Source organism: Amycolatopsis jiangsuensis, assembly GCF_014204865.1.
Classification (GTDB): Bacteria; Actinomycetota; Actinomycetes; order Mycobacteriales; family Pseudonocardiaceae; genus Amycolatopsis; species Amycolatopsis jiangsuensis.
Map to the genome: position 1 here is coordinate 5,903,037 of NZ_JACHMG010000001.1, position 14,248 is coordinate 5,917,284.

At 71.9% G+C, this 14,248-nt stretch carries 16 protein-coding genes and 1 pseudogene; 9 read left to right on the forward strand and 8 right to left on the reverse strand.

Features of this window, described 5'->3' with window-relative positions; translation table 11 throughout:
* Window positions 1-26 precede the first annotated feature (26 nt).
* Genes BJY18_RS26775 through BJY18_RS26785 form a run of 3 tightly spaced genes read left to right on the forward strand, consistent with a single transcriptional unit; the run spans window position 27 to window position 3,570 of the window.
* A complete protein-coding gene (locus tag BJY18_RS26775; RefSeq protein WP_184782700.1) occupies window positions 27-551 on the forward strand; it encodes a PadR family transcriptional regulator in 525 nt (174 codons plus the stop codon).
* Window positions 548-1,282, forward strand: a complete 735-nt coding sequence (locus tag BJY18_RS26780; protein WP_184782701.1) for an ABC transporter ATP-binding protein — start codon at window positions 548-550, stop codon at window positions 1,280-1,282. Before BJY18_RS26775 ends, BJY18_RS26780 begins: the two co-directional genes overlap by 4 nt.
* On the forward strand, window positions 1,279-3,570 hold the full coding sequence (locus BJY18_RS26785) for an ABC transporter permease (protein ID WP_184782702.1): 2,292 nt from the start codon (window positions 1,279-1,281) through the stop codon (window positions 3,568-3,570). The genes BJY18_RS26780 and BJY18_RS26785 overlap by 4 nt, the downstream gene beginning before the upstream one ends.
* 203 nt (window positions 3,571-3,773) lie before the next feature.
* On the opposite strand, the gene BJY18_RS26790 is transcribed toward BJY18_RS26785, so the two are convergent.
* A complete protein-coding gene (locus BJY18_RS26790; protein WP_184782703.1) occupies window positions 3,774-4,340 on the reverse strand; it encodes a peptide deformylase in 567 nt (188 codons plus the stop codon).
* A 139-nt stretch (window positions 4,341-4,479) separates the two neighbouring features.
* Here BJY18_RS26790 and BJY18_RS26795 point away from each other — a divergent pair, with 139 nt between their 5' ends.
* Window positions 4,480-4,788, forward strand: a complete 309-nt coding sequence (locus BJY18_RS26795) for a DUF3263 domain-containing protein (RefSeq protein ID WP_184784860.1) — start codon at window positions 4,480-4,482, stop codon at window positions 4,786-4,788.
* Window positions 4,785-5,444 (forward strand): LytR C-terminal domain-containing protein, encoded by a 660-nt coding sequence (locus tag BJY18_RS26800; protein ID WP_184782704.1) that lies wholly within the window; start codon window positions 4,785-4,787, stop codon window positions 5,442-5,444. The genes BJY18_RS26795 and BJY18_RS26800 overlap by 4 nt, the downstream gene beginning before the upstream one ends.
* A gap of 46 nt (window positions 5,445-5,490) precedes the next feature.
* Here BJY18_RS26800 and BJY18_RS26805 read toward each other — a convergent pair whose 3' ends face one another.
* The 5 genes and pseudogenes from BJY18_RS26805 to BJY18_RS26820 form a co-directional block, all read right to left on the reverse strand.
* Window positions 5,491-7,782: an AAA family ATPase gene (locus BJY18_RS26805; protein ID WP_184782705.1), complete on the reverse strand. Its 2,292-nt coding sequence runs from the start codon at window positions 7,780-7,782 to the stop codon at window positions 5,491-5,493.
* Between the two features lie 32 nt (window positions 7,783-7,814).
* The gene (locus tag BJY18_RS37520) at window positions 7,815-8,270 is read right to left on the reverse strand and encodes an amidase family protein (RefSeq protein ID WP_281393882.1); all 456 of its coding nucleotides are present in this window, start codon (window positions 8,268-8,270) and stop codon (window positions 7,815-7,817) included.
* A gap of 34 nt (window positions 8,271-8,304) precedes the next feature.
* Window positions 8,305-9,180 (reverse strand): annotated as a pseudogene (locus BJY18_RS37525) (amidase); the annotation flags it as partial.
* Window positions 9,181-9,342: 162 nt separating this feature from the next.
* Window positions 9,343-10,326 carry a CDP-diacylglycerol--serine O-phosphatidyltransferase gene (gene pssA, locus BJY18_RS26815; RefSeq protein ID WP_184782706.1) on the reverse strand — a complete coding sequence of 328 codons (984 nt, stop codon included), beginning with the start codon at window positions 10,324-10,326 and terminating at the stop codon, window positions 9,343-9,345.
* 2 nt (window positions 10,327-10,328) lie between these two features.
* Entirely contained in the window at window positions 10,329-11,042 is a 714-nt protein-coding gene (locus BJY18_RS26820; protein WP_184782707.1) for a phosphatidylserine decarboxylase, read from the reverse strand.
* Window positions 11,043-11,298: 256 nt separating this feature from the next.
* Here BJY18_RS26820 and BJY18_RS26825 point away from each other — a divergent pair, with 256 nt between their 5' ends.
* Window positions 11,299-11,475: a hypothetical protein gene (locus BJY18_RS26825; RefSeq protein WP_184782708.1), complete on the forward strand. Its 177-nt coding sequence runs from the start codon at window positions 11,299-11,301 to the stop codon at window positions 11,473-11,475.
* Window positions 11,476-11,513: 38 nt separating this feature from the next.
* Here the strand turns inward: BJY18_RS26825 and BJY18_RS26830 are convergent, their stop codons facing one another.
* Together BJY18_RS26830 and moeA are read right to left on the reverse strand one after the other, a co-directional pair.
* Window positions 11,514-11,804, reverse strand: coding sequence for a GlsB/YeaQ/YmgE family stress response membrane protein (locus tag BJY18_RS26830; protein WP_184782709.1), 291 nt, complete (start codon window positions 11,802-11,804; stop codon window positions 11,514-11,516).
* Between the two features lie 9 nt (window positions 11,805-11,813).
* A complete protein-coding gene (gene moeA / locus BJY18_RS26835; protein WP_184784861.1) occupies window positions 11,814-13,007 on the reverse strand; it encodes a molybdopterin molybdotransferase MoeA in 1,194 nt (397 codons plus the stop codon).
* A 73-nt stretch (window positions 13,008-13,080) separates the two neighbouring features.
* On the opposite strand from moeA, the gene BJY18_RS26840 reads away from it, so the two are divergent.
* The 3 genes from BJY18_RS26840 (at window position 13,081) to BJY18_RS26850 (ending at window position 14,221) form a co-directional block, all read left to right on the forward strand.
* Complete coding sequence (locus BJY18_RS26840; protein ID WP_184782710.1) at window positions 13,081-13,290, forward strand: hypothetical protein; 210 nt, start codon at window positions 13,081-13,083, stop codon at window positions 13,288-13,290.
* A 1-nt stretch (window position 13,291) separates the two neighbouring features.
* The gene (locus BJY18_RS26845) at window positions 13,292-13,906 is read left to right on the forward strand and encodes an AIM24 family protein (protein ID WP_184782711.1); all 615 of its coding nucleotides are present in this window, start codon (window positions 13,292-13,294) and stop codon (window positions 13,904-13,906) included.
* A gap of 108 nt (window positions 13,907-14,014) precedes the next feature.
* Window positions 14,015-14,221: a cold-shock protein gene (locus BJY18_RS26850; RefSeq protein ID WP_184782712.1), complete on the forward strand. Its 207-nt coding sequence runs from the start codon at window positions 14,015-14,017 to the stop codon at window positions 14,219-14,221.
* Window positions 14,222-14,248 lie beyond the last annotated feature (27 nt).

Here is a 14,248-nt window from a genome sequence, read left to right on the forward strand (position 1 = left end):
GTATACACCTGGTGTAGTCTCGCCGTATGTCCATCGCCAACACCCTGCTCGGGCTGCTGGAGGGCGGGCCGAAGTACGGCTACGACCTCAAGCGGCTCCACGACGAGCGGTTCCAGCAAGATCGCCCACTGCACTACGGGCAGGTCTATTCGACGCTTTCGCGATTGCTGCGCAACGGGCTCGTCGAGGAGAAGGGAATCGAGCCGGGCAGTGGTCCGGACCGGAAGCGGTACGCGATCACCGACGCCGGCGTGACGAACGTCGACGAATGGCTCAGCACTCCGGAAAATCCGTCGCTGTACCTGCAGAACACCTTGTACACCAAGGTGGTTCTCGCCCTTCTCTCCGAGCGCGACGCCGCCGACGTACTCGACGCGCAGCGCGGCGCGCACCTGCGCGAGATGCGGAAATTGACCACCCGCAAGGGTGATGGCGACCTGGCCGACCAGCTCATCTGCGATCACGCGCTCTTCCATCTCGAGGCGGACCTGCGCTGGCTCGAACTCACCGCGGCCCGGCTGGACGACCTGGCGGGGCAGCTGAAGCCATGAACGGCACGACGAACGAGGAAAGTCCCGTGGCGGCCAGCGAGGTGACGCCACTGCTCAGCGGTACCGGTCTGCGTAAAACGTTCGGGCAGACCCAGGCGCTCGACGGTGCCGCGATGGAGCTGTATTCCGGCGAGGTCGTCGCGGTGATGGGGCCTTCGGGCTCGGGAAAATCGACGCTGCTGCACTGTCTGGCCGGGATCGTCCAGCCCGAGGCCGGTGAGGTGCGTTACGCCGGGCGGATGCTCTCGGCGATGCCGGACCGCGAACGAAGTGCGTTGCGGCGCACCGACTTCGGCTTCGTCTTCCAGTTCGGCCAGCTCGTCCCGGAGCTGACCTGCCTGGAGAACGTCGCGCTGCCGTTGCGGCTGGACGGTGTCCGCCGCCGTCCGGCCGAGAAGCTCGCCCGCGAATGGCTGGACCGGCTGGAGGTCGGTGACACCGCGGACAAGCGCCCTGGCGAGGTGTCCGGCGGGCAGGGGCAGCGGGCAGCCATCGCGCGGGCGCTGGTCACCGAACCGCGAGTGCTGTTCGCGGATGAGCCGACCGGCGCACTCGATTCGCTCAACGGCGAACGCGTCATGCGATTGTTCGTCGGCGCCGCCAAGGAAAGCGGTGCGGCCGTGCTGCTGGTCACCCACGAGCCACGGGTGGCCGCCTACTCCGATCGCGAAATCGTGGTACGGGACGGGAAATCGCGGCAGGTCGGGTTCGCGCCCGTGCTCCGGCGATGAGCGCGCCGATCCGTCGTCGCGGGTGGTTCGCCGCCTGGACCGGCGATCTGGCATTCGGGGTCCGGCTGGCCGTCGGGGGCGGCCGGGCCTCGCCGACCTCGATCGTCCGGCTCCTGCTCGGCACGGTCGGCGTCGGCGTCGCGGTGACCGTGCTGTTGTTCGCCGCGTCGGCCGGTCACGCGATTTCCGAACGCGGCAACCGGCAGCTCGCCCTTGCCGTCGACGAAATGCCGGTTGCCGGAGCGCAGCCGTTGACCATGCGCGACACCCCGACTTCCTTCCGGGGTGAGACTATTTCGGTCCGGTACGTGCACGCGGACGCTCCGTCCGCGCCGGTCCCGCCGGGTCTCGACCGCGTTCCCGCCCCCGGGGAGACGGTGCTGTCTCCGGCGCTGGCCGAGCTGCTCCGGTCCGACAGCGGAACGCTGCTGCGTCCCCGGTTCTCCGAACCGATCTCCGGGACCATCGGCCAGCCGGGCCTGGTCAACCCGGACGATCTGCGTGCCTACGTCGGCGCCGACAGTTTCCTGCAGGGCAAGCAAGTCTACGCCTTTGGCGGCACCGCCGAGCCGGACGGCCTCGATCCCGGGTTGCTCACCTTGTTGCTGATCGGCATCGTGTCCCTGCTGTCCCCGGTGTTCGTCTTCGTGGCCACGTCGGCGCGGATTGCCGGCGCCGAGCGGGACCGGCGCCTCGCCGCGCTCCGGCTGGTCGGCTCGGACCTGCCACAGGTGCGCCGGATCGCCGCCGCGGAGTCGCTGGTCACCGTGGTGACCGGGCTGGTGCTCGGTGCCGCGGCGTTTCTCTCCCTGCGGCAACTGGCGCCGTCTGTCCGAGTGCGCCAGGGCGGGTTGTTCGTCAGCGACGTCACGCCGCCCTGGCCGTTGGTGGTTCTGATCGTGGTGGCGGTCCCCGTGCTGTCCGTGCTGAGTTCCCTGCTTGCCTTGCGCGGTACGACGATCGAGCCGCTCGGCGTGGTCCGCCACGCGAGGCCGGTCCGGCGGCGGCTGTGGTGGCGGCTGGTCCCGGTGCTCGCCGGTGTACTCGCGCTGTGCACGCTTTCGCTGCGGGACGACAACTCCAGCCTGACCACGATCGTCATCGTGATCGCCGTGAGCTGCTTGCTGATCGGTGTTCCGGTGCTGCTGCCGTGGCTGCTGGAGCGTGCGGTCGGGCGGCTGTCCGGTGGGCGTCCGGCGTTCCAGCTCGCGGTCCGGCGGCTGCAGCTCGACAGCGGCACCCCGGCGCGGGTGGTCGCCGGGCTCGCGGTGGTGCTGGCCGGCGCGATCGCGGTGCAGTCGCTGCTGGCCGGTCAGTCCGGCCTCGATCCCGGCCCGCTGCGGCAACCCGGCGCCCAGCAGCTGAGCGTGGACACCGATTCCGTCGCGGCCGGCGAGGTGGCGGCCGCACTCGATGAGGTGCCGGGGGTCAGTGCCGTGCACCTGACGCGCTCGGTGCAGCTGCAGGGCCCGGATCCGTCCCGGTCGTTCGGCATCACGGTGGCCAGCTGCCCGACCTGGCAGGCGCTGGGCCTGCTCCGGGACTGCCGGGACGGTGCCGTGTACGCGGATCACAGCGCGACCACGCTCGTCCACTCCGGACAGTCCTATCCGGTCAGTTACTACAACGAGGAGCAGGCGCCACTGGGCACCTGGACGGTGCCGGACCTCGTTCCGGTGACCCTGTCGCCCGATGCCCGGTACTCCGGCGTCCTGGCCACCCCCGGCGCGCTGGCCGGGCTGGACCTGAGCCCGGTCCCGCTGACCGGCGAGGTCCGGGTCACCTCGGACGACCCGGATTTCGGCGAGATCGCACGCAACGCGATCGCCCCGTTCACCTGGCACGCCTCGCTGTACCTCCCGGACCCGGTCCGGCTGACCGAAAGCCAGCGGTCCTACCTGGCGATCCGCGCCGGGCTGCTCGCCGGCTCGGTGTTCACCCTGCTGCTGGCCGGGGTCAGCCTGCTGGTGCTCGGCCTGGAGCAGCTGCGGGAACGCCGCCGCACGATCGCGATGCTGGCCGCGACCGGCGTTCCGGTGTGGGTACTGGCCCGGTCGGTGGTGTGGCAGAACGCGATCCCGCTGCTGCTGGGAATCGCGACCGCGGTGGCCACCGGAGTCGGCCTCTCGGCACTCGGCGCCCGCCTCACCCACGCCGATTTCACCGTCGACTGGCTCGCGGTCGGGGTCCTGAGCGCCGCCGCGGCCGCCCTGGTGCTTCTGGTGACCACCGTGACGCTCCCCTCACTACGCGGCGCGGCCCGGCTGGCCTCGATGCGCACCGAATGACGCGCGCGACCTTGCCCACCCGCCTTGCCTTGCCCGCCGGAGCAAGTCGGTGAAGGCCTCCTTCAGGGAGTCTAGGTCCCTGAAGGAGGCCTTCACGGACCTCCGCGGAGCAAGTGCCGGGCGAGCGGGGAGCGCGGCGGCGCGCGGAGGTAGGTGCCGGGCGAGCGTGGAACAGGGAGTGCGGGCGTCGGCGGGGGCGGAGGTCAGGCGTCGGCGGGGGCTTTCGGCGGGAGCCAGCTCAGGCCGGGGACACCCCACTTGTTGTGTTTGAGCATCTTCTTCGCGGCCCTGGCGTGCCGGCCGATCAGCCGGTCGAGGTAGAGGAAGCCGTCCAGGTGGTCGGTCTCGTGCTGCAGGCAGCGGGCGAAGTAGCCGGTGCCCTCGACCTCGATCGGGGCGCCCGTCACGTCGAAGCCGGTCACCTTGGCCCAGCTCGCCCGGCCGGTCGGGTACGACTCGCCGGGGGCGGACAGACAGCCTTCCCAGTCGTCGTCCGGGTCCGGCATCGTCTCCGGAACCTGCGAGGTCTCCAGTTTGGGGTTGACCACCACGCCGCGGTGTTCCACGCCCTCGTCGTCCGGGCAGTCGTACACGAACAGGCGCAGGTCGAGACCGATCTGGTTGGCCGCGAGGCCCACGCCCTCGGCCGCGTACATGGTCTCGAACATGTCCTCGGTGAGCGTACGCAGCTTCTCGTCGAACTCGGTGATCTCCCGGGTCGGCTGGTGCAGCACGGGATCGCCGGCGATGCGGATGGGGTGGACGGTCACGCCGCCGAGTTTAGTCGGACCCTTCTGCTACACCTGGAACCGACCGTGACGCGCCGTGCCGGATACCCATGTCGGGCGGGGGTTGCGTGGTTGAATGACGCCCGCGGAAGCGAGCACCGACAGCGATTGCGAGGACCGCATGGACGCCGCGGAGCCGATGGCTGAGGATCAGCCGTCGCGGCCGGACACCGTGGCCGGCCTGACCGAGCGTGAGCTGGACATCCTCGCGTTCGAGCGGCAGTGGTGGCGGCATGCCGGCGCCAAGGAGAACGCCGTGCGGGAGCGCTTCGGGCTGTCCTCGACCCGCTACTACCAGCTGCTGAACGCGCTGCTGGCGAAGCCCGAGGCGGTGGCCGCGGACCCGATGCTGGTCAAGCGGCTGCGCAAGTCCCGGGCGGCGCGCCAGCGCAAACGCGGCGCCCGCCGCCTGGGGATCGAGCTGTCATGAACTTCTTCTCGGGCCTGTCCCGTCCGCTGCGCGCCGCGGGTGTCGCGCTGATCGGGCTCGCCGTGGTCGCCGCGGTGATCGGCGGCGTGACCGTGCTCAACACCTCCGGTTCGGACAGCGAGAACAACGCCGGCCCGACCACTTCGGGCCCGCCGCCCAGCTCCGGGGGGCCGGCGTCCAGCTCGGCGCCTGGTTCCTCGTCCGCACCGCCCTCGTCGTCCTCGGCTCCGGCGTCGTCCACCGCGCCCAGCGACCAGCCGGGGCAGCCGGGTCAGTCCGGGGGCCAGCCGGGTGACCAGCAGGGGCAGCCGGGCGGCCGGCCGGGTCAGTCGGGTACCGACCAGCAGGCCTCGAACAAGTGGGTCACCCTGCGGGTCTACAACAACTCGCTGGTCAAGCACCTCGCCGAACAGGCCGCGGACGACTTCCGCAACCAGGGCTGGAACGTCGCCGAGGTCAGCAACTACTCCGAGGGCGTGATCCCGAGGACCACCGCGTACTTCCGCCCGGGCACCGACGAGGAGGCCGCCGCCAAGCAGCTGGCCGCCGAGTTCGGCTTCGACGCGCAGCCGCGGTTCGAAGGCATCAAGAAGGCCAGCCCCGGCGTCGTCGTGATCGTCACCAAGGACTACCAGAACCACACCAAAGGCGGCTGACCTCGTGAGTGGCGAGAGAACCTGACTCGCCACTCACGAGGGTGCGTCAGCGTTGCTGCTGGGCCTGCGCGTACGCGGCCAGCTCGGCCAGCTGCTGCGGGTCCAGTGACGGGCGCACGACCGAGCGGGCCTTTTCCAGGTGCGCGGCGGTGACCTCGCGGGCGTCCAGTGACTCGCGCATCGCGGTGAGCGCCGCCTCCCGGATCAGCGCCGCGCAGTCCGCCGCCGAATAGCCCTCCAGCGCATCGGCGATCGCGGCCAGGTCCACATCGGACGCCAACGGGGTGTTCTTCGCGGTCGCGGACAGGATGGCCGCACGGGACTCCGCGTCCGGCGGCGGCACGTAGATCCGCCGCTCCAGCCGGCCGGGACGCAACAGCGCCGGGTCGACCAGCTCGGGCCGGTTCGTCGCGCCCAGCACGACGACCTCGCGCATCGGCTCGACTCCGTCCAGTTCGGTCAGCAGGGCCGCGACCACCCGGTCGGCGACGCCGGAGTCCGACGACTGGCCCCGGCGCGGGGCCAGCGCGTCGATCTCGTCGAGGAAGATCAGCGACGGCGCCGCTTCGGCGGCGCGGCGGAACAGGTCCCGCACCGCGCGTTCAGATTCGCCGACCCACTTGTCGAGCACCTCGGCGCCCTTGATCGCGAACACGTTCAGCGCGCCGGTTCCCGCGAGCGCCCGGACCAGGAACGTCTTGCCGCCGCCGGGCGGGCCGTAGAGCAGCACGCCGCGCGGCGGCTCGACCCCCAGCCGGGCGAACGAGTCCGGATAGCGCAGCGGCCACAGCACCGTCTCGGTCAGCGCTTCCTTCACCGCGGTCATGTTGCCGACGTCGTCGAGGGTCAGGCCGCCGGTGGCCAGGTTGTCCGAAGTGGACAGCGAGATCGGCCGGACCGTGGCGAGGGCGTCCAGCAGGTCCTGCTGGGAGATCTGTGGTTCGTCGGCCTCACGTTGGCGCAACGCGGCCCGCAGCGCCGCGTCCCGGCGCAGCGCGAGCAGGTCGGCGGCCACGAACCCGGGCGTCCGCTCGGCGAGCACGCCCAGGTCGGCACCGGATTCCACCGGGACGTCACGCAACAGGATGCGCAGCAGCTCGACCCGGGTCTTCGCTTCCGGCAGCGGCAGGCTCAGCTCGCGGTCGAGCAGGTCGACCGCACGCAGCCGCGGATCGACCGACTCGGCGCGCGCGGTCGTGGCCACCACCGCCAGCCCGTCGCGGCGCAGCGCACCACGCAGCTCCTCCAGCACCACCGTGGCCACCGGCGGTGGCTGGGTCGCGGGCAGCAACGCGTCGATGTCGTTGATCAGCAGCACGCCGGGGCCGTCCCCCTCGGCGGCGCGCTCGATGGCTTCCCGCAGCCGGCTGTGCGCGGCACCGGGCTCCAGCACGGCGATGTTCGGCGCGGTCAGCGCGACCACCCGCACGCTTTCCGCCTTCGCGACCGAGCGCACCAGCGTCGCCTTGCCGACGCCTTCCGGCCCGGACAGCAGCACGCCCAGCTGCGCCGACGTGCCCAGCCGCGCCAGCAGATCGGGACGGTGGAAGGCCAGGTCGAACCACTCGGCGAGCTTGCGTGCCGTGCTCTCCGCGCCCACCAGGTCCGAGACCGGGGGCACGGGCTGCTCCTCTTCGCGCCCCTCGGTGATGACGTCTTCGACGATCTCCGCTTCGAGGTAGTCCTCGTCCGCGGTCACCGCCGTGCTGCGCACCAGCGCGGTCGCGTTCTGCGTGGGCGGCTGGGAGACGCCGGCCGGTTCGCCGGTGCGTGCTCCGTCCCGCCAGCTGACCACTGTGGACGGCCCGACCACGACCACCCCGGCAGGCTCGGTGGCGGTGACGGTGAGCAGTTCGTTGGTCCAGGTCGCGCCGATCACCCGGGACAGCTGCCCGCGCACGGCGGCCACGTCCGACCCCGGTGCGGGCGAAAGGTCTTGTGGCAGCAAGGAAACCGCGTCGCCGCGGGTGAGCACCTTGCCGGTGAGCGCGAGCCGCAGCGTCTGCGGGGACACCGACGCGGACGCGAGCCGCGATCCGGAGACGGTGACCGTGCGCGCCGCCGAGACCTCGACAGGCGCGACCACGACCTCGCCGCCCTCGGTGATCCCGAGGTTCGACATGGTCACGTCGTCGGTCAGCACCACCCCGGGCGTGCTTTCCTCGCCGGACGGCGCGGCGAGCGCGGCACTGCGGCGCGCGCCGGTCAGGTGCACCGCGTCCCAGGCCCGCAGGCCGAGCGCGTCGAGCACTTCCGGGTGCAACCGCACGACCCCCCGCCGGGAGTCGAGCGCGGACGGCGTGTGCCGGACGGTCAGCGTGATCTGCGGGTCGCTCACGGGGCCAAACTACCGCGTGGCGTGGCCGGTCGTCAGAACGCCGGACGCCGTCCGCGCACCGGGCTCACCGTCTCCAGCCGTTCGGCCACGTCGAGCAGGTCCCGGTCGGTCCACCAGCGGCCGGCCAGCTGGACGCCGATCGGCAGGCCGCTCGTGGTCGCGCCGAAGGGCAGCGCGACGGCGGGCATCCCGGTCAGGTTGAACGGCACGGTCGCGCGCGCGACGGCAGTGGAGGGGACTTCGACGCCGTCGACCAGGTGCGCCGGCTGCGCGTGCGGCTGAGCCGGGAACGGCACCACGGGACAGAGCAGCACGTCGTAGTCCTCGAGCCAGCCGGCGAACGAGGACCGCAGCCGTTCCGCGCCCTGCTCGGCCGCGACGTAGTCCTCCAGCGTGGTTGCCGGCAGCGCCAGGGAGATCGCGGTCGACGGATGCAGTTCCGCCTCCCGTCCGGCAGCGAGCGCGCACGTAGGACTGGGTTTCGGCAAGCAGCAACGGAGTTGCCAGCTCGGTGCAGTCCTGTTCGGCCAGCCACGGCAGCTCGACCTGTTCGACGTCGTAGCCGAGGTCGGCCAGCGCGGTCGCGGCGGCCGCGACGGTGGCCGCGACCTCCGGATCGATCGGGCCGAACGCGTCGGTGACCCAGCCGATCCTCGGCCGGGCCACCGGCCGGGCGGCGGGGAGCGCGACCGCGTACGGATCGGCGCCGTCCGGGCCCTCCAACAGGGACAGTGCCAGGCGCAGGTCGCGCACGCTGCGGGCCAGCGGGCCGACGTGCCACAGGCGCAGCAGCACTTCGGAGAAGTGCCCGGTGCACGGCACCCGTCCGTGCGTCGGCTTGAGCGCGGCGATCCCGGTGTTCTGCGCCGGTCCGCGCAGCGAGACCACGAGGTCGCTGCCCAGGCCCAACGGGGACATGCCGGAGGCGATCGCGGCGGACTCGCCCCCGCTGGATCCGCCCGGCGTGCGCTCCGGGTCGTACGGGTTGAGCGTCCGGCCGGTGACCAGGTTGTCCGTCTCGGTCCACACCGCCAGCTCCGGCAGGTTCGTCTTGCCCAGCGGGATCCCGCCCGCCGCACGCAGCCGGGCCACCGCCACCGCGTCGCGGTCCGGCACGTAGCTGGTGAACAACGCGGACCCGCGCGTGGTCCGCACTCCCTCGGTGTCGAACGCGTCCTTGATCGTGAACGGCACGCCACTCAGCGGCCCCGGCCGCGGATCCCGCGCGGCGGCGAGCGCCTGCTCGCCCAGCACCGTGACAAAGGCGTTGGTCCGCTCGCCGACTGCCTCGATGCGGTCGAGGTGCGCCTGCACGACCTCGGTCGCGGTGACCTCGCCCGCGGCGATCAACCGGGCCAGTTCGGTCGCGTCGATCCAGGCAAGATCAAGAGAGTCCATGCCGCGGACGCTAGCACCCACGACGTGAGTTCCAGTGGTGGTCAGGGAGACGCTTTCCCGCGAGCAGATGCTCGGCGCGGCACGGTAGTACGCCTGCACTCACGGGATTTCCGCACTGTCATGCGCAAGCTCGACCCAACCGCCCGGACGGCCACTCGCCGGCTACCGGCGCCGGATCCCGATCCGCCGCCAGCTGCGCCGCCGCTGCCCGGGGCTGGACGTGCCGACCGGGGTGCTTCCGTGGTCCCGTTCGCGCAGGGTGCGCGTGCGCACGACGTCGGTGCCGGAGCGCGGCAGCCGGACCGCGCGCATCGCGGCCCCGGCCACCCGGCGTGAGGCCGGCCGGAGCCGCAGCCGGCGGTGGCTGCGGGCCCGCCGGATCGCCCGGCGTTCGCGCGGCGGCACCGTCCACGCCTCGGGGTGCGCGGCGAGCCAGCGGTTGCGGTACACCGAATACGGGATGTGCAGCAGGTACAGCACCAGCGCGGCGGCCAGCGCCACCAGCGGGAACTGGATGATCGCCGCGGCCAGCAGGCCCACCCCGACCAGCAGCGGGGCGATCGCCTTCGCCGGCACCTTGATGGTCTTCAACGACAGCGTCGGAATGCGGCTGATCAGCAGGACGGCGACCGCGATCGTCCAGATCAGCACCACGTACTGCTGCGACCACCAGCCCGTACCCCACTGCATCGTGAGGATCAACGGCAGCATCGCGACCAGTCCACCGGCCGGTGCGGGCACGCCGACGAAGAACTCCGAGGCGTACGGCGGCTGGTCGGTGTCGTCGAGCAGGGTGTTGAACCGGGCGAGCCGCAGGATCATGCACACCGCGAAGATCAGCGACGCGACCCAGCCGATCCGGTCGCCGTGCGACTGCCACACGTAGAGCACCAGCGCCGGGGCCACCCCGAAGGAGATCGCGTCGGACAGCGAGTCGAGCTCGGCGCCCATTTTGGACGTGGCGTCGAGCAGCCGGGCGATGCGGCCGTCGAGGCTGTCGAGCACCGCGGCGATGCCGATCGAGCCGATCGCCATCGCGTAGTTGCCGGTGAGCGCGAACTGCACCGAGGACAGGCCGGCGCACAGCGCGAGCACAGTGATGGCGTTCGGCAGCAGCCGGATGCCCGGGGTGGTCACGCGGACCATGGTCAGCCTTCTCCCAGCGGGGGCAGTTCGGCGAGCACGGTCTCCCCGCCGACCGTCCGCTGACCCTTCGCCACCAGCACGCGGCTGCCCGGCGGCAGGTACAGGTCGACCCGCGAGCCGAACCGGATGATGCCGTAGGTCTGCCCGGCCGGCACCTTCTCGCCCTCGGCGACGTCACACCGGATCCGGCGTGCGACGAGGCCGGCGATCTGCACGACGACGAGCTCGTGACCGTCGACGGTGCGCAGCAGCACGGAGTTGCGTTCGTTGTCCTCGCTCGCCTTGTCCAGATCGGCGGAGAGGAACTTGCCCGGCCGGTAAGCCACCTTCTCCACGACCCCGGCCGCCGGAGTGCGCTGGACGTGCACGTCGAACACCGACAGGAACACGCTCACCCGCATCCGCGGTTGCGCGGGCAGGCCCAGCTCAGGTGGTGGCACGGCCTCCTCGATCAGCGACACGAGCCCGTCCGCCGAAGCGATCGCCACGTTCTCGCGCGGCGGCGGTACGCGTTTCGGCTCGCGGAAGAACGCCGCGGTGGCGGCCGTGGTGAGCGCGCCCGCCACGCCGAGCGGCTTCCACAGCCGGCGCAACAGCAGCGTCGCGGCCAGACCGCCGAAGACGAACGGGCGTCCCGCGGGGTGCATCGGCGGCACGGTCTCGCGGGCGAGCTCGATGGCGTGCGCGAGGGGGTTGCCAGTGGACTGGCCGCTCATGGGTCGGTTCCCCGCTGTTCGTTTCGTCCGGGTGGAAAGGAAGTCGTACTCCTGCGATTCAGGCGTCCCACGCTACCGCCCGCCGGTGGGCGAACCCGTCCGCCCCTGGCCCGGCGGCCTGCGGGTACCCGGTGCCGGGGGCGACCGCGGCGGTGTCCACGGCCACAACCCGCTAACGCCGCGTCGAACAGTCCGATGACACCCGGTAGTCAACGCCGCTCGGGACCGGTGCCCGGGCCGAGAGGGCGAGGAAACCATGGCGGTACCCGATTCGCTGACCCGGCTGCTGTGCGCCTGGCGCCGGGACATCGCTTCGGTACCCGTGCCGATGCTGGTGGACGCGGAACACGGCGCGCGGCTGATCCGGGAAGCCGCCCGGGTGCATGCGTCCCCCGACGATGCACGCACCCGGGCGCGGAACTGGCCAGTCTAGCCTGTGTGCGCCCGTTATGACAGATCGTCGGGAGATGATCACCGGCGGTCACGGTCGCGGTGCCCGCCTGCCACCGCGCTGACCAGCCGCAACACCAGCAGCAGCACGATCGCGCCGAGGATCGCGACGCCGAAGCTGGGGAAGTCGAAGTCGAACTGCCGCTGTTCGCCGGTGGCCAGCCGGTAGACGAACCCGCCGAGCGCCGCGCCGAGCACCCCGACGAGCACGCTGACCAGGCAGCCCTGCCGGCGCCGTTCCCGCCCGCCGACCACGAGGTTCGCGAGCCAGCCGACCAGCGCGCCGAAGACGATCCACAGGATGATGCCCATGCCCCGAGCCTAGAGCAGCAGGACGTCGACCTCGTCGCCCTCGGCGGCCTCGCTGACGTCCTCCGGCAGCACGATCAGGCAGTTGGCCTGGGTGAACGCGGCGAGCAGGTGGGAACCGGGCCCGCCACGGGGGCCGACGACACCGGTCACCTCGCCTTCGGCCTGGAGGTAGAAACCGCGGCGGTACTGCCGACGGCCCGGCGGCGAGGACAGGTCCTCGGTCAGCCGCGCGCGGACGTGGCGGCGACCGGGTCCGGAGTGCCCCATCGCCGTGCGCAGCGCCGGGCGCAGGAACGCCTCGAACGACACCAGCACGCTCACCGGGTTCCCCGGCAGCGTCACCACGGGCACGCCGTTCCACCGGCCGTTGCCCTGCGGTCCGCCCGGCTGCATGGCGATCTTGCGGAACTCGACCCCGCGTGCGGTCAGCGCGTCCTTGACCACCTCGTACGCGCCGGCGGAGACCCCGCCCGAGGTGACCAGCAGATCGGCCCCGGCGAGCTTCGGCTCGACGATCCCGCGGAACTCCTCGACGTCGTCGACCACACTGCGCACGACCTCCACCCGGCATCCGAGCTCCCGCAGCGCGGCGGCCAGCATCACGCTGTTGGACTCGTAGATCTGCCCGTGCCGCAACGGATCCGGCGCGGTCACCAGCTCGGTCCCGGTGGACACGACGAGGACCGAAAGCGGCTGGTACACCGGCAGCTCGGCGAGCCCGATCGCCGCGGCGAGCCCCAGCTGTGCATGCCCGAGCACGGTGCCCGCGTGCAGCGCGAGGCTGCCCTTCTCCACGTCCTCGCCGGTACGGCGCACGTGGTCGTTCGCCGTCGCGGCACGGTCGATCCGGACGTCGGCCGTGCCACCGTCGGTGTGTTCCACCATCACCACCGCGTCCGCGCCGGGTGGCATCGGCGCCCCGGTCATGATCCGGTGCACGGTGCCCGGCGCCAGCGGCTTGATGTCCACGCGCCCGGCTGGGATGTCGTCGGCGACCGGCAGGGTCACCGGCGCTCCGGCGAGGTCGGCGGCGCGGACCGCGTAACCGTCCATCGCCGAGTTGTCGAACGGTGGCAGCGCCACCCCGGCGAAGACGTCGCGGGCCAGCACGAGCCCGGCGGCCTCGGCGAGCGGAACAGTCGTGACGGGGGCGTGACCGAGCAGGTCGGTCACGATCTCCCGGTAGGCGTCGACGGAGATCACCTGGACCATCCTGCCTCCCTCACCCGCTCGTGCAACACTCTCCCGGCACAGTCGGGGAGTACTGGGAGTTCGCATGCAGGTCCAGGTTCGGCAGCAGCCGTCGCCCGCCATTGCCGGCAGCGTGCGGCGGCAGGCGCGCGAGGTCGCGAAGGGCGCGGCCCAGTCCGCCGGGGCCGGGGAGGGACTCGTGTCCGACTCCACCGGGCCGGGCACGGTGCACCCCCGGACGCGCAATCCGTCCCCGCTGGCGAGCCGGCTCGTCACGGCGCTCCCCGCACGCTGACATGCGGGTGCACACCAGACACACTCCCGGGTTCGGCGTGGCCAGGGTCATGCTGGCGCCGGGAGAGGCCGTGCAGTCGGCCACCGAGACGATGCTGGCGAGCAGCTTCGGCGTGGTCGAGTCCGCGCCGGCCCGCGGCGGACGCAAGACCGGCCGGACGGTGTTCACCGCGCCGTCCGGCGGCGGCTGGGTGGACCTCGCCCCGAGCGGTCCCGGCGACGTCTACCCGCTCGAACTGACCGGCGGCACCGGGTGGTCGGTGCACCGCGAAGCGGTCCTCGCGCGGCCCGGCTCGGTGCGCCACGACCCGGCATGGGCGCCGCTGCAGCAGCTCTTCGGCTCGGACTCCGGGTTCCTCGAGCACTACAGCGGCACCGGGCCGCTCGTGCTGACCACACCCGGTCCGGTGGATTCGTTCACGCTTTCGCCGCGCGAGGTGGTGACCGTGCGGCCGGAGTACGTGCTGGCGTATCCGGACACCCTGCAGGTCCGGCTGCGCGCGGTCGACCCGAGCGGTCCGCAGTCCCTGCGCACCGGCGAAGGACTGGTCCTCGACTTCGCCGGTCCGGGCACCGTTCTGGTCCAGGCACGCAGCAGGCGGGTCCCGAAGGGGTAGGGGGAATCTGCCGGATTGCCCATTGCCGAGTGCGCTGATTCCGGTAGCGTGAGCTGCACTTCCGCACCGCTGGAAGATCAGCGGATCGTTGTTTCGAGGGAGGGCGCCGTGGCTGTCGGCACCGTCAAGTGGTTCAACTCGGAAAAGGGCTACGGATTCATCGAATCCCCCGAAGGGCCGGACGTGTTCGTGCATTATTCGGCCATCCAGGCCGAGGGTTTCCGCACGCTCGACGAAGGCGACCGGGTGGAGTTCGAGGTCCAGTCCGGCCGCGACGGCCGCAGCCAGGCCGCGGACGTCCGCAAGGTGTCCTGAGGCAACCCTGCTGACCGGTTGGGCGAA

Coding starts and splice junctions, on each gene's coding strand:
- BJY18_RS26845 (WP_184782711.1), top strand. CDS start 13,292: ATGCGGGTGCACACCAGACACACTCCCGGGTTCGGCGTGGCCAGGGTC.
- BJY18_RS26840 (WP_184782710.1), top strand. CDS start 13,081: ATGCAGGTCCAGGTTCGGCAGCAGCCGTCGCCCGCCATTGCCGGCAGC.
- BJY18_RS26795 (WP_184784860.1), top strand. CDS start 4,480: ATGGACGCCGCGGAGCCGATGGCTGAGGATCAGCCGTCGCGGCCGGAC.
- BJY18_RS26830 (WP_184782709.1), bottom strand. CDS start 11,804: ATGGGCATCATCCTGTGGATCGTCTTCGGCGCGCTGGTCGGCTGGCTC.
- BJY18_RS26800 (WP_184782704.1), top strand. CDS start 4,785: ATGAACTTCTTCTCGGGCCTGTCCCGTCCGCTGCGCGCCGCGGGTGTC.
- BJY18_RS26780 (WP_184782701.1), top strand. CDS start 548: ATGAACGGCACGACGAACGAGGAAAGTCCCGTGGCGGCCAGCGAGGTG.
- BJY18_RS26825 (WP_184782708.1), top strand. CDS start 11,299: ATGGCGGTACCCGATTCGCTGACCCGGCTGCTGTGCGCCTGGCGCCGG.
- BJY18_RS26785 (WP_184782702.1), top strand. CDS start 1,279: ATGAGCGCGCCGATCCGTCGTCGCGGGTGGTTCGCCGCCTGGACCGGC.
- BJY18_RS26775 (WP_184782700.1), top strand. CDS start 27: ATGTCCATCGCCAACACCCTGCTCGGGCTGCTGGAGGGCGGGCCGAAG.
- pssA (WP_184782706.1), bottom strand. CDS start 10,326: ATGGTCCGCGTGACCACCCCGGGCATCCGGCTGCTGCCGAACGCCATC.
- BJY18_RS26820 (WP_184782707.1), bottom strand. CDS start 11,042: ATGAGCGGCCAGTCCACTGGCAACCCCCTCGCGCACGCCATCGAGCTC.